8 protein-coding genes are annotated in these 13,153 nt (G+C 64.2%); 6 read left to right on the top strand and 2 right to left on the bottom strand.

What is annotated here, in order from left to right; translation table 11 throughout:
- Positions 1–73 precede the first annotated feature (73 nt).
- Positions 74–3,076: a tetratricopeptide repeat protein gene (locus tag ACLI1C_RS08095; RefSeq protein ID WP_411396359.1), complete on the bottom strand. Its 3,003-nt coding sequence runs from the start codon at positions 3,074–3,076 to the stop codon at positions 74–76.
- A 118-nt stretch (positions 3,077–3,194) separates the two neighbouring features.
- The gene (locus tag ACLI1C_RS08090; protein ID WP_411396358.1) at positions 3,195–4,178 is read right to left on the bottom strand and encodes a LacI family DNA-binding transcriptional regulator; all 984 of its coding nucleotides are present in this window, start codon (positions 4,176–4,178) and stop codon (positions 3,195–3,197) included.
- A gap of 146 nt (positions 4,179–4,324) precedes the next feature.
- Here ACLI1C_RS08090 and ACLI1C_RS08085 point away from each other — a divergent pair, with 146 nt between their 5' ends.
- The 6 genes from ACLI1C_RS08085 to hyi all read left to right on the top strand — a co-directional run bounded on the left by ACLI1C_RS08085 (position 4,325) and on the right by hyi (position 13,145).
- Positions 4,325–6,256 carry an ABC transporter substrate-binding protein gene (locus ACLI1C_RS08085; RefSeq protein ID WP_411396357.1) on the top strand — a complete coding sequence of 644 codons (1,932 nt, stop codon included), beginning with the start codon at positions 4,325–4,327 and terminating at the stop codon, positions 6,254–6,256.
- A gap of 78 nt (positions 6,257–6,334) precedes the next feature.
- Positions 6,335–8,443, top strand: a complete 2,109-nt coding sequence (locus ACLI1C_RS08080; protein ID WP_411396356.1) for a family 10 glycosylhydrolase — start codon at positions 6,335–6,337, stop codon at positions 8,441–8,443.
- A gap of 11 nt (positions 8,444–8,454) precedes the next feature.
- A complete protein-coding gene (locus ACLI1C_RS08075; protein WP_411396355.1) occupies positions 8,455–9,441 on the top strand; it encodes an ABC transporter permease in 987 nt (328 codons plus the stop codon).
- Positions 9,441–10,613 (top strand): ABC transporter permease, encoded by a 1,173-nt coding sequence (locus ACLI1C_RS08070; RefSeq protein ID WP_411396354.1) that lies wholly within the window; start codon positions 9,441–9,443, stop codon positions 10,611–10,613. The genes ACLI1C_RS08075 and ACLI1C_RS08070 overlap by 1 nt, the downstream gene beginning before the upstream one ends.
- Before the next feature lie 10 nt (positions 10,614–10,623).
- Positions 10,624–12,357 (top strand): ABC transporter ATP-binding protein, encoded by a 1,734-nt coding sequence (locus ACLI1C_RS08065; RefSeq protein WP_411398271.1) that lies wholly within the window; start codon positions 10,624–10,626, stop codon positions 12,355–12,357.
- 11 nt (positions 12,358–12,368) lie between these two features.
- Positions 12,369–13,145 carry a hydroxypyruvate isomerase gene (gene hyi / locus ACLI1C_RS08060; protein ID WP_411396353.1) on the top strand — a complete coding sequence of 259 codons (777 nt, stop codon included), beginning with the start codon at positions 12,369–12,371 and terminating at the stop codon, positions 13,143–13,145.
- Positions 13,146–13,153: the final 8 nt, after the last annotated feature.

Below are 13,153 nucleotides of genomic sequence, written 5' to 3'. Positions count from 1 at the left end.
AGATGTCCCTAACCAGATCATCCGCAATGTGATGAGTGTGCGGACCGTCCGTTGGCGAACGGCCCGTCAGGCCTCAGGAGCGCAGCGGCTGGGGGCGGCTGGCCAGGTAATTGCCTAGCAGGATGGCCACTTCCGGGGTCAACGGCCCCTGTGCGCAGGTCTCTTCCACGCCCTCCTGCCGGCAAACGCGATTGATCGCGGCAATGGTCTGGCGGGTGAGATAGCCGTCCAGCGCACCATTGTAGAAGCCGGCATCGCGCAGGCCCTGCTGCAGTACGTAGACATAGGCATTCTTGTTTCCCCAGAAAAGCATCTGCACCGTCTGTGACAGGTCCGAGCGGGCCAGCCCGGCCAGCGACTGGCCGATATCCTGGAGGGATTGCGCCGTGGCCGGCGGAACAGCGCGCAGGGCGATGGTTTCGAAGGCGACCGCCTCGGGCGGCAGCAGATCCGCATGCGCGTCGAGCATGGACTGAGCCTGCCTCAGGCTTGGCTTGAGCCCGGGACCACCTGAACGATAGAGCTGCAGCAACAGGCGGAGTGCTGCGGGGTCGCCCGAATCGACTTCCGCCCGCAACGCCCCATCGGCAGCACGCGCCCCATCGCTACCCAACAGCCCCATAGTGCCCAACCGGGCTCGTTCGACGATTGCTCCGGGCCGCTTGGCCGCCACCGCAGCCTCAACCAGTTCGATGCCCTCGGCACGATGTTCCTTGGCCAGTGGTCCGGTGGCCAACAGCATGCCGAGCCGCAGCATGGCACCTTCGTCGCCGCCCCGCTGTGCCGTCTCCGAGAACTGCAAGGCCTGGGGGTAGTCGGGCGGGAGGTGGCGGCCATCCGCATAGAGCCCTCCCAGCGTGCCATTGGCCCAGGCATCGCCGGTGCTTGCGGCCAGCTTGAGCAGGTCCACCGCCTGGTCCACATCCCGCGTTACGCCCTTGCCGTCGAGCAGCAGCAGGGCGAGACTGATCCGGCCGACGCTCTCGCCACGGTCGGCTGCTTCTGTGAAATAGGCGGCGGCGCGGCCGGGGTCCGGTGCGACCGAGCCCCTGCCTGTCATGTAGAGATACCCCAACTTGATCGAAGCTGCTGACAGCCCCTGCTCGCGAGCCGCCCGGTAGGCAGCCAACGCGCCTTGGGCATCGACGGGCATAGCCTCACCCGAAGCGAGGACGTCACCCAGCTGGATCTTGGCCCAGCCATCGCCGATGGCCGCAACCTCGCGCAGCATCGCCAGTCCCCGTGCGGGATCGGCCGCGGTGCCTTCCCCCTTGACCAGCATCATGCCGAGCCGGCTCTTGGCACCATAGTCGCCCAGCGCCGCGGCCGCCTCGAAATACCCAGCCGCCTTGGCCGGATCGGTTGGCACCGTTCCCGCGCCGGTCACGTAGAGATTGCCAAGGCTGGCGAGGGCTGCTGCATTGTTCTGTGCGGCAAGGGGCTCCAGCAACGCCAGCGCGCGCGGCCCATCGGCATCGATCCGGTCGCCGCGGATCAGCAGGTCCGCCAGTATGGTCGCCGCCCAGGCGTCGCCGGCCCCTGCTGCCTCGTCGAGCAATTGTACGGCACGCAGAATGTCCTGCGAAGCGCCCGCCTCGAGCAGCATGAGCGCCAGATAGATGCGGCCGGTGGCGTCCTGCGCCGCCGCGGCACGCTCGAAGAATTCGAGGGCGAGAGCCCGATCGGGTGCGATATCGCCAAGACCCGTGCGATGGAGCAGGCCCAGCCGGCTCAGCCCGGCGGCGTTGCCCAGATCGGCCGCTGCCTGGTAGTGGCGCGCTGCCGCTACCGCGTCGAGCGGCAATCCGCTTCCCTGCGCATAAAGATCGGCCAGCTGCAGCATGGCCCAGGTGTCGCCGCTGTCGAGGACCGGCTGCAGCAGCGCGAGGCCCCGGGCGACATCGACGTCGCCCCCCTGCCCCTGCAACAGCATGAATCCCAGGCGGTTCATCGCGCCAATGTCGCCTGCCTCGGCGGCGCGAGTGAACAGTCCCCGGGCGCGCGGCAGGTCGACCGCGATCACCCCGGCGCCCTTGGCATAGATGTCGCCCAGCCCAACCAGCGCGGCGGCATTGTCCTCGTCGGCGAAGGGCTGCAGCAATTGCACGGCGCGCGGCCCATTGAGCGGCACCACCTTTCCCTGTGCGTAGAGGCTGGCGAGAATCGTGGCAGGCCAGACTTCGTCCTCTCCGGCAGCTTGCTCCAGCATCGTCACGGCTCGCGCCGCATTCGCTTCGCCACCGCTTCCCAGAAGGCTTTGCGCCAGCAGCACGCGGCCGGCCACATCGCCGAGGGTCGCGGCCCGTTCGAGCAGGCGGGCGGCCGCTGCGGCGTCAGGTACCACCGTTCCAAGGCCGGACTGATAGATCTGTGCCAGCCGCACCATGGCGGCCGAATTGCCCGTTTCGACGGCCTTGCCGAAATAGTCGACGGCCCGCTCCATCGGCGCGGCCTTGCCGCTGGCATAGACGTCAGCGAGCTGGATCAAGATCCAGGGATCACCCCCTTGGCTGAGCTCTTCCAGCAGGTCGATAGCCCGCGGCACGTCGCCGGGGATGCCGCGCCCGTCCAGCAGCATCAGGGCCAGTTGATACTTGCCATGCGCGTCGCCTGCAGCCCCCGCCCTGGCATAGTAGCGGGCCGCGCGGGGCAGATCCGGCGCAATGGTGCCTGCTCCCTTGGCGAAGAGATCGCCCAGGCCGGACAGGGCACCAACGCTGCCATTGGCCGCAGCGGGGATCAGCAGCGCGCGGACCTTGTTTCCATCTTCCGGCACGCCCTTGCCCTGCAGATAGAGGCTGGCGAGGATGCTGGTAGACCAGGGGTCACCGGTGGCAGCGGCCTGCTGCAGCAGATTCGCGGCGCGGCGCCAGTTGGGACCTTGCTCCGGCTCATCCAGCAGCATGCGCGCCAGGTCGATCTTGGCCACGATGTCGCCTGCGGAGGCGGCGGCCTCCAGCACGTTGCGGATACAGGCGCGGTCCGCCTGGATGCAATCGGCAGTGCCTGCCGCCAGCCCCGCCGGGGCAACAAAGGCGGTACCCAACATGAGCACCATGACTGACCAAACACGCATCTCGCCCTCCGCTCGGCTAGGGCGTCACTTTGGCGGAACCTGCTTCGGGTGCATTGATGGTTGTCAATGGCGGGTCGGCAACGCCCGCGCAACAGGGCAATCGTGATCGGGACGCGTCTCAGCGCGGGCTGGCCGCCCCGGTGGATTCGCGAATGACCAGGTGCGAGACAAACCCGACGCGAACGGGGACGTCTGGGGGAATTCGCTGCTTCAGCCGGTCATCGAGGATGCGCACGAGGCCTGCCCCCATCTGGAAGCCCTGCACCTTGACCGTGGTCAGGCGCGGGGAGATCTGGGTTGCCGCCGAATAGTCGCCAAAGCCGATGACCGAGATGTCCTCGGGGATGCGGTAGCCGAGCCGCAGCAGTTCGGAGACGACGGTCAGCGCCATGCCGTCATGCGCGCAAAAGAAGGCCGTCGGAGCGAAACCGTCGGCCTGCACCTCCTGCAGGTGCTGGGGAAACCGCATCTCGGTCTGGAATTTCATTTCGCGAAAGGTGACCTCGGGATGGGTCTCGAGCACTTCGCGCACGCCGTAGAAGCGCTCGACGCGGCCGCGATAGCCCGGCGTGCCATGCACATAGGCGATGGAGCGATGGCCCAGTTCCAGCAGATAGCTGGCGACAGCCGAGCCGGCCTCGTGGTCGGTGCCCGAGACAGTATCGAACGGCTCCAGGGCCCCTACCCAGCCCTGGCGGGCCACAGGGAGACCCAGCTCTCGCACGGCTTCCATAATCTCGCGTGGATGCGGGCCAACCATGGCGACCCCCTGGCAACCACGCGCAAAGGCGACGATCTCGTCGGTGAGGTGAGTCCAGCACATGCGCACCTGGTAGCCGCCACGCTGCGCCTCGGTCTGGAAGCCGCTCTGGATCAGCAGGTGCAACTCCGAGTTGACCAGGTCGGTATCGTGGAACACAACGCCGAGCACCGGCGCCTGCACCGCCTCCACGACGCGCTGGTAGCCAAGCTCGGCGGCAACCTGCTGCACACGGCGGCGAGTCTCGTCGCTGACGCCATCCTTGCCGGCGAGCGACCGGGACACGGCGAATTTCGAGAGGCCGGTCATTTCGGCAATCGTGGACAGGGTTATGCGCGCCATTCGAGCTCCAGGGACAATCGTGGAATGCTGTCTCTATCCACATTAATCACATCAATATCAACATAACGCTTTACCTAACAAGATGCCAGTCTCAAGCTAACGTCCAACTAAGAACGCCACAGGCGATTAGTGAGGAGGAGATCAAGATGGGTAGTATCAGCCGCAGGGCTTTCATCGTTGCCAGCTCTGCTTTTGCAGGGGCATTGGCCATGCCGACCTGGGCCCGCGCACAGGGCACACAGGAATCGGCCTTTCTCAAATCGGAGGTCGATGCCGGCAACCTGCCGCCCGTCGCCGAACGTCTGCCCGCCAATCCGCTGGTGATCACGCCGTTCGAGCGTGCCGGCCAGCAGGGCGGCGACTGGAATCATGCGCTGGTGGGTGGCGGGTCGCTGTCCATGCTGGTGCGCTACCAGGGTTATGAACCGCTGGTGCGGTTCAACCCGGATTGGTCGGGTCTCGTCGACAACGTCGCTGAATCCTGGTCGGTCAATCCCGAAGCCACCGAATATACCTTTACCCTGCGCAAGGGCCACAAATGGTCCGACGGCGTGCCCTTCACCACGGCCGACGTGCAGTTCTGGTACGACGCCTACTTCACTGACGCGGAAGCAACGCTGGGCGGCAATGCCTGGTGGTCGGTCAATGGCGAGGTTGCCAAGCTTGAAGTCGTGGACGAGCAGACCTTCAAGGTCATCTTCCCGGCTCCCAACGGCTTCTTCGTGCAGCAGCTCGCCTGGGCCCAGCAGGACCAGATGACGCGCACGCCCAAGCATTACCTCGAGCAGTTCCACATCCGCTACAATCCGGACGCCGATGCGCTGGCCAAGGAACAGGGTCTGGAAAGCTGGATTGCGCTGTTCCAGCGCGAGATCGGCATGCTGGATGACAACACCTTCTACCAGAACAGCAATCGCCCCACGCTCAATGCCTGGGTGTTCACTGACGGCGCCCCTGGCGAGAACACCGAGCGCGCCATTGCCACGCGCAACCCCTACTATTTCAAGGTGGACGACCAGGGCACCCAACTGCCCTATTTCGACCGCGTGGTTTACCAGATGGTCGCCGATCCCGAAGTGCTGCTGCTCAAGACGCTGCAGGGCGAGATCGACATCATGGACCAGTATATCTGCACGCCGGCCAACAAGCCGGTCCTGTTCGATGGCCAGGAAACGGGCAATTACGGCTTCTATACGCTGAAAGAAACCGCGGCCAATGTCATGGCCTTCCAGCTCAATCTCAACCATCTCGATCCGGTCAAGAACAAGCTGTTCAACACCATGGAATTCCGCCAGGCCATGTCGCATGCCATCGACCGGCAGGCGCTGATCGATGCGGTCTTCGTCGGCCAGGGCTCACCGGCCCAGCCCTCAATGCGCGAAGGCGATCCGCTCTACAATGAGCAGCTGGCCAAGCAGTTCACCGAGTTCGACCCGGCCAAGGCCAATGAGCTGCTCGACGCGTTGATCCCGAACAAGGATGGCGAGGGCTATCGCCAGGACGAGGAGGGCCGTCGCGTCTCGATCATCTTCGAGATCGACCAGACCCGCACCACCTTCCTCGACATGTTCGAGCTGGCCATCCCGATGTTCCAGGCCATCGGCATCGATGCGCAGATGCGCACCATGGACCGCTCGCTCTGGGAAGAACGTGTCCGCCGCGGCCGCGAATACGATGCCACGGCCCATCAGTTCGGCGCCAATTCCGGCATCGCGGCCATGCTCGACGCCCGCTTCTACGTGCCGATCAACAACAACTGCTTCTACGCTCCGGGCTGGGCGCTCTACTACACCCAGCCGGACAATGAGGCTGCGGTTGAGCCGCCGGAAGCGGTCAAGGCACAGCAGGAGCTCTATCGCTCGCTCGTCGGCACGGCCGATCCGGCCAAGCAGAACGAACTGATGGCTCAGGTGCTGCAGAACGCGGCCGATCTGTTCTTCACCTTCGGCGTCAGCCTCCCGGCCGACGGCTATGGGGTGGTCAAGAACGACGTGGTCAACCTGCTCGACACCATGCCCAATTCGTTCGGCTGGCCCACACCTGGCCCGGCGCGTCCGGAGCAGTTCTTCAAGGCCTGATCGCCTCACAACGCACATCACGGTCAGCGCCGGCCCTTTGGGGCCGGCGAGGGCCCCCTCATACCCATTGGATCCGTCATGCTCGACACCAAGGCACAAGCCACCGATCACCTCCGCGCCCCGGACTGGTACAAGTCCGCGACGCGCTGGACCCAGCTCACCCTGGCCGAGGATGACCCGATCAAATACGATCCGGCCTTCTGGATCGACGTGTTCAAGCGCACGCGCTCCAATGCGACCTGCCTGAGCGCGGGCGGCTATGTGGCCTACTACCCGTCCAAGGTGCCGCTGCACTACGTCTCGAAATTTCTTGGCGATAGCGATCCGTTCGGCGATCTTGTCACCGGCGCGCGCCAGCTGGGCATGCATGTCATGGCCCGCGTGGACCCCCATGCCATCCATCAGGATGCGGCCGATGCCCACCCCGAATGGATCGCGGTGGACAAGCAGGGCAACAAGCGCCGTCACTGGGCCTTCCCCGACGTCTGGGTCACCTGCGCCTATTCGGACTACAACTTCAAGTTCATGCCCGAAGTGCTCAAGGAGATCACCACCAGCTACGACATCGATGCCATCTTCGCCAATCGCTGGCAGGGCCATGGCGTCTGCTATTGCGACAGCTGCAAGACCAATTTCCGCGCTGCCTCCGGCCACGAGCTGCCGATGGACCAGAGCCTGGAAAACCCGGCCTGGCTGGCCTGGACCGCCTGGCGCCGCAATGTGCTGAGCCGCCTTGTCGTCGAGTGGGACGAGGTGATGAAGGCCATCAAGCCGCATACCAGCTTCATCCCGAACATGGGCTCGGTCTCGCTCACCGAATTCGATCTCGACATCATCGAGAAGTACTGCCCCTTCCTATGCGTTGACGACCAGGGCCGCCGGGGCACCGAGCCGGTCTGGATGAGCGGCCGCAACGGCAAGCGCATGCGCGCCACCTTCCGCGACCGCCCGGCCATCCTGATCACCTCGATCGGGCCGGAAGAAGAATACCGCTGGAAGGACTCCGTCACCACGGGCCCGGAAATCCAGGCCTGGATGGATGACGGCACCACGCAGGGCCTCTTGCCCTGGTTCACCAAGTTCAATGGCGTCGTGCCCGATACGCGCTGGGTCCAGCCGGTGGCCGACAGCTTTGGCCTGCATGCCGATCTTGAGCCTGTGCTCAAGGGCATGACGCCCACTGCGGAGATCGCCATTCTCGATCCCGCCACCACCCTGCGTCACCACGGCCAGGACACGCGCCGCGCCGCCGAGGCCGACGATCTGGGCTTCTACATGGCGCTGATCGAGGCCAAGCTGCCCTTCGAAATGGTCTCGGACCAGGCCATGACCCCGGCGATGCTGGACAGGTTCAAGGTCATCATCCTGGCCAATTCCACCTGCCTCTCCGATGCGCAGGTCAAGGCGCTGGAAGACTATGTGGCGCGTGGCGGTTCGGTTGTCGCCGCGCATGAAAGCTCGACCCGCACCGAGGCCAACAAGCCGCGCAATGCCATTGCACTGGGCAAGCTGCTGGGCGTTACGATGACCAAGCCCGCCCGTGGTCCGGTCAAGAATACCTATGTCGCGATCAATGGCGATCATCCCATCTCCAAGGGCTTTGAAGGCGCCAATCGCATCATGGGCGGCACGAAACTGCTCGCGGTCGACACGGTCGCCGATGCGCAGCACCCATTCCTCTTCGTGCCGGATTTCCCCGACCTGCCAATGGAAGAAGTCTATCCACGCGAAGACCCCAAGGGTGCAGCCGTGGTTACGCGTGAACACGCCTCGGGCGGACGCACGGTCTATATTCCCTGGAATATCGGCGGCATCCTCTGGGAAGTCATGGCGGGCGATCATTCCCGGCTCATTGGCAATGCCGTGCGCTGGGCACTCAACCGGCGGCCTCAGGTCGAGATCAGCGGCTTGTCCGTGCTCGATCTTTCGGTTCGCGAGGACCGGACCGGCCTTGCGGTGGTGCTCAACAACCTTTCCAATCCGATGATGATGAAAGGGCCGATCCGCGAAGTCTATCCGGCGGGGCGGCAGGAGGTTTCCATTGCCATCCCCTCCGGCAAGTCATTCGGTGGGGCCGAACTGCTGGTGGCCGGCGGCGAGGCGCAGGCCAGTGTCGCCGATGGCCGCGTCACGGTGGTGGTGCCCTCCATCTCGACCATCGAAGTCGTTTACGTGACCTGGGCCTGAGTGGAAGTGCCATGCTGAACTATGTGATCAAGCGACTGATCTACATGATCCCCACCCTCGTCGGGATGTCGATCATCGCCTTCACGATCATCCAGCTGCCCCCGGGCGACTATCTGACTTCGATGCTCGCATCGATGGCCGATAGCGGCGCCAATATCGATCCCGGCCAGATCCAGCGCTATCGCGAAATCTACGGGCTCGATGCGCCGATGTACGAGCAATACTGGAAGTGGATCAGCGGCATCCTGCTGCGCGGCGACTTTGGCTATTCCTTCGAATGGAACCGTCCGGTCGGCGACCTGATCTGGGAGCGCATGGGCTCGACCCTGGGCATTTCCATCGCCTCGCTGCTCTTTGTCTGGGCCGTGTCGCTGCCCATCGGCATCTATTCGGCCATGCGCCGCCATTCGGTGGGCGACTATGCCTTCACCTTCCTGGGCTTCATCGGCCTTGCCGTACCCAACTTCATCATGGCGCTGGTGCTGATGTATTTCAGCTACAAGTATTTCGGCCAGAGCGTCGGGGGGCTGTTCTCGCCAGAATATGCCGAGGCGCCCTGGAGCTGGGGCAAGTTCGTCGACCTGATGGCCCATCTGTGGATCCCCATCGTGGTCATCGGCACGAATGGCACGGCCGCGCTCATCCGTATCCTGCGGGCCAATCTCACTGACGAGCTCAACAAGCCCTATGTGATCACCGCCAAGGCCAAGGGGCTGCCGGAATACCGGGCGGTGGTGAAATACCCCGTACGCATCGCGCTCAATCCCTTCGTCTCAGCCATTGGCTGGGTGTTGCCCGAGCTGATTTCGGGCGTCACCATCACCGCCATCGTCCTCAACCTGCCCACAGCCGGCCCACTGCTGCTGCGGGCCCTGATCAGCCAGGACATGTACCTGGCCGGCAGCTTCATCCTGCTGATGGGTGTGCTGACCCTGGTCGGCATGCTGGTTTCGGACATCCTCCTCGCCCTTCTCGACCCACGGATCAGGTTCAACTGATGATTGCCCATACCTTCATCGAGGATGCGCCTGAGACCGGCCCTGCCGTCTCCGCGCTCAAGACCGGCAAGCCGATCGAGACCGATGCCGCGGGTCCCTGGCGGCTGATGTGGACGAAGTTCGTGCGCAACAAGGTCGCCGTGGTCGCCGGCATCATCATCCTGATGCTCTATATGATCGGGCTGTTCGCCGAATTTCTCGCCCCCACCCTGCCCGACACCTCGCGCCCGCAATTCACCAATGCGCCGCCGCAGGAAATCCGTCTCTTCGCCGACCAGCCTGATGGCAGCCGGGATTTCCTGCTGCATGTCACCGGCTACACGATGACGGTGGACCAGGCCTCGCTGCGCCGCTCCTATGTCATCGACGACAACCAGGTCGTGCCAATCGGCTTCTTCGTACAGGGCGCGCCCTACAAGCTCTGGGGCGTGTTCCCCTCGGATACCCATCTCATCGGGCCGCTCAACCCCAGTGACACCATGTATCTGCTGGGCACTGACAAGCTCGGCCGCGACCTGCTCAGCCGGCTGATCCACGGCACGCGCATCTCCATGTCAATCGGACTGATCGGCGTCACCATCAGCCTGATCCTGGGCGTCGTGCTCGGCTCCATCTCGGGCTTTTATGGCGGCTGGATTGATCTCGTCATCCAGCGCGTCATCGAGGTCATCTCCTCCATGCCCACCATTCCGCTGTGGCTGGGGCTGGCGGCGGCGATCCCGCTGACCTGGTCGCCGCTGACGGTCTATTTCGTCATTACCCTCATCGTCTCGCTGTTCGGTTGGACAGGATTGGCCCGCGAAGTGCGTGGCCGGTTCTTCGCCCTGCGCAGCGAGGACTTCGTCACCGCCGCGAGGCTGGACGGGTCGAGCGAGCGCCGGTTGATCTTCCGGCATATCCTCCCCTCGCTCACCAGTCACATCCTCGCGGTGGTTACCCTGGCGCTGCCGACCATGATCGTCGCGGAAACGGCGCTGAGCTTTCTCGGCATTGGCCTCAAGGCGCCAGTGGTGAGCTGGGGCGTGTTGCTGCAGGACGCCCAGAATGTGCGCACCATTGCCAATGCCTCCTGGCTGCTTATCTGGCCGTCCGCGGCCGTGGTTCTGACGGTGCTGGCTTATAATTTCCTCGGCGATGGCCTGCGCGACGCCGCTGACCCCTATGAAAGCTGACGCCATGCAGATGCAAGCCGTCACCACCGAAAGACAGTCCGATGGCGCCGAAGGCGATGTCGTGCTCAAGGTGGAAAATCTCAGCCTCGACTTCCGCCTCCGCACGCAGATCCTGCATGCCGTGCGCGATGTGAGCTTCGAGCTGCAAAGGGGCAAGACACTCTGCCTCGTTGGCGAAAGCGGTTCGGGCAAATCCGTCACCGCGCGCGCCCTGCTGCATATCCTGGACAAGAACGGCGCCATCACCTCCGGCCGGATCCTGCTGGCCGGCAAGAGTGGCGACATCGACATTGCCACCCTCACCGAGCGCAGCCCCGAACTGCTGAAGATCCGCGGCGGCCGTATCGGGCTGATCTTCCAGGAGCCGATGAGTTCGCTCTCGCCGGTCCATACGATTGGCAGCCAGATCGTCGAGGCGCTGCGGCTTCACCGCCGCATGGACAAGAAGCAGGCGCGGGCCGAGACCATCGAGCTGTTGCGGCAGGTGGAAATCCCCAATCCCGACAAGATGATCGACCGCTATACGTTCGAGTTTTCCGGCGGCATGCGGCAACGTGCAATGATCGCCATGGCGCTGGCGGCGGACCCGGAAATCCTCATCGCTGACGAGCCGACCACGGCGCTCGACGTCACCACCCAGGCCGAAATCCTTGATCTCATCAAGCGCCTGCAGGTGAGCCGCGGCATGGCCATGTTGCTGATCACCCACGACATGGGCATCGTGGCCGAAGTGGCCGATGCGGTGGCTGTGATGCGCTATGGCCGGATTGTCGAGGCGGGCAGCACCGACGCGATCTTCCACGATGCGCGTCACCCCTATACGCAGCGGCTGCTCAACTCGACGGTCAAGCTGGAGCGGAACCAGCGCTCCGATGGCCGAGCCGATCCCGTCCTCCTGGCCCGCCAGCCGGTGCTGAGCGTCCGACACCTCTCCAAGCTCTATGGCGCATCGACCTCCTGGTTCGGGGGCAACGCCCACGCGATCAAGGCAGTCGATGATGTCAGCTTCGATCTCTATCCCGGCGAGAACCTTGGCATTGTCGGCGAAAGCGGCTCGGGCAAGACCACGCTGGGCCGGCTGATCCTGCGCACGGTCGAGCCGAGCTCCGGGCAGGTCAGCTATTTCGGCAGGGGCGAACCTGTCGATGTGACGGGCCTCAGCAAGCGCCAGCTCAAGGCCTTCCATCGCGATGTGCGCCTGGTGTTCCAGGATCCGTTCGCCTCACTCAATCCGCGCATGACGGTCAAGGAGATTGTCGGCGACCCGCTGGTGGTATCGGGCACGATGAAGGGCGTGGCACTCGAAAGGCGCGTCGCCGAATTGCTCGATCTTGTGGGCCTCGATGCCATGGCCATGGAGCGCTACCCGCACGCCTTTTCCGGCGGCCAACGCCAGCGCATCGGCATTGCCCGCGCCCTGGCGCTCGATCCGAAGATCATCATCGCCGACGAAGCCACGGCGGCGCTCGACGTCTCGATCCGCGCCCAGATCCTCGATCTGCTGCTCGAAATTCAGCAACGGCTGGACCTCAGCTTCGTCTTCATTTCGCATGACATTTCAGTGGTGCGGTATTTCTGCGACCGCGTCGCCGTGATGCATCGCGGCAAGCTGGTGGAGATGGGCACCGCCGAGCAGATCTGCACCGATCCGCAGCAGCCCTATACCAAGAGCCTCATCTCCGCCGTGCCCAACCCCGACCCGCGCAACAAGCGGATGATGCACCGCACCCGCTTTACCGCCTGAAGGACCCTCAAGTGCCCAAATTCTCTGCTAATCTTTCCTTCCTCTATGCCGATCTGCCCTTCCTCGACCGCTTCGCGGCGGCGGCGAAGGACGGGTTTCGGGCCGTCGAATATGTCGGGCCCTATGGCTTTCCCGCCGAGGATGTCGCTGCTGCCCTCAAGTCCAATGGGTTGACCCAGGCGCTGTTCAACCTGCCGGCCGGCAATTGGGATGGTGGCGAGCGTGGCATTGGCTGCCTTGCCGACCGCGTGGTGGAATTCCAGGCGGGCGTCGAAACTGCCATCCGCTATGCGCAGGCACTGGGCTGCGACAAGATCAATTGCCTGGCGGGCATCGCACCGGCCGGTACCACGGCCGACGAGCGTGACGCTGTTTTGGTCGCCAACCTCAAATATGCCGCCCCGCGCCTCGCCAGTGCCGGCATCAAGCTGCTGCTCGAGCCGATCAACCTGCGCGACATTCCGGGCTTCCACGTGTCCACGACCCACCATGCCGAGCGCCTGCTCGACGCCGTGGGGTCCGACAATCTCTTCATTCAGTATGACGTCTACCACACCCAGGTGATGCAGGGGGACCTGGTGCCCACCTATGCCCGCCTCAAGGACCGCATCGGCCATGTGCAGATCGCCGACAATCCCGGCCGCAATGAGCCCGGCACCGGAGAGATCAACTATGGCTTCGTGCTCTCCGAGCTCGATCGGCTTGGCTATGACGGCTGGGTGGGCTGCGAATACAAGCCGAAGGCCGGCACGTCGGCCGGCCTCGGCTGGATGAAACCCTATCTCTGAGGAGCGTG

Source organism: Devosia sp. XGJD_8, from assembly GCF_046614475.1.
Classification (GTDB): Bacteria; Pseudomonadota; Alphaproteobacteria; order Rhizobiales; family Devosiaceae; genus Devosia.
This window is presented reverse-complemented; position numbering and strand designations above follow the sequence as displayed.

What these genes read in the sequence shown, in the direction of transcription:
- ACLI1C_RS08095 (WP_411396359.1), bottom strand. Translation starts at nt 3,076, where the DNA reads ATGCGTGTTTGGTCAGTCATGGTGCTCATGTTGGGTACCGCCTTTGTT.
- ACLI1C_RS08090 (WP_411396358.1), bottom strand. Translation starts at nt 4,178, where the DNA reads ATGGCGCGCATAACCCTGTCCACGATTGCCGAAATGACCGGCCTCTCG.
- ACLI1C_RS08085 (WP_411396357.1), top strand. Translation starts at nt 4,325, where the DNA reads ATGGGTAGTATCAGCCGCAGGGCTTTCATCGTTGCCAGCTCTGCTTTT.
- ACLI1C_RS08080 (WP_411396356.1), top strand. Translation starts at nt 6,335, where the DNA reads ATGCTCGACACCAAGGCACAAGCCACCGATCACCTCCGCGCCCCGGAC.
- ACLI1C_RS08075 (WP_411396355.1), top strand. Translation starts at nt 8,455, where the DNA reads ATGCTGAACTATGTGATCAAGCGACTGATCTACATGATCCCCACCCTC.
- ACLI1C_RS08070 (WP_411396354.1), top strand. Translation starts at nt 9,441, where the DNA reads ATGATTGCCCATACCTTCATCGAGGATGCGCCTGAGACCGGCCCTGCC.
- ACLI1C_RS08065 (WP_411398271.1), top strand. Translation starts at nt 10,624, where the DNA reads ATGCAAGCCGTCACCACCGAAAGACAGTCCGATGGCGCCGAAGGCGAT.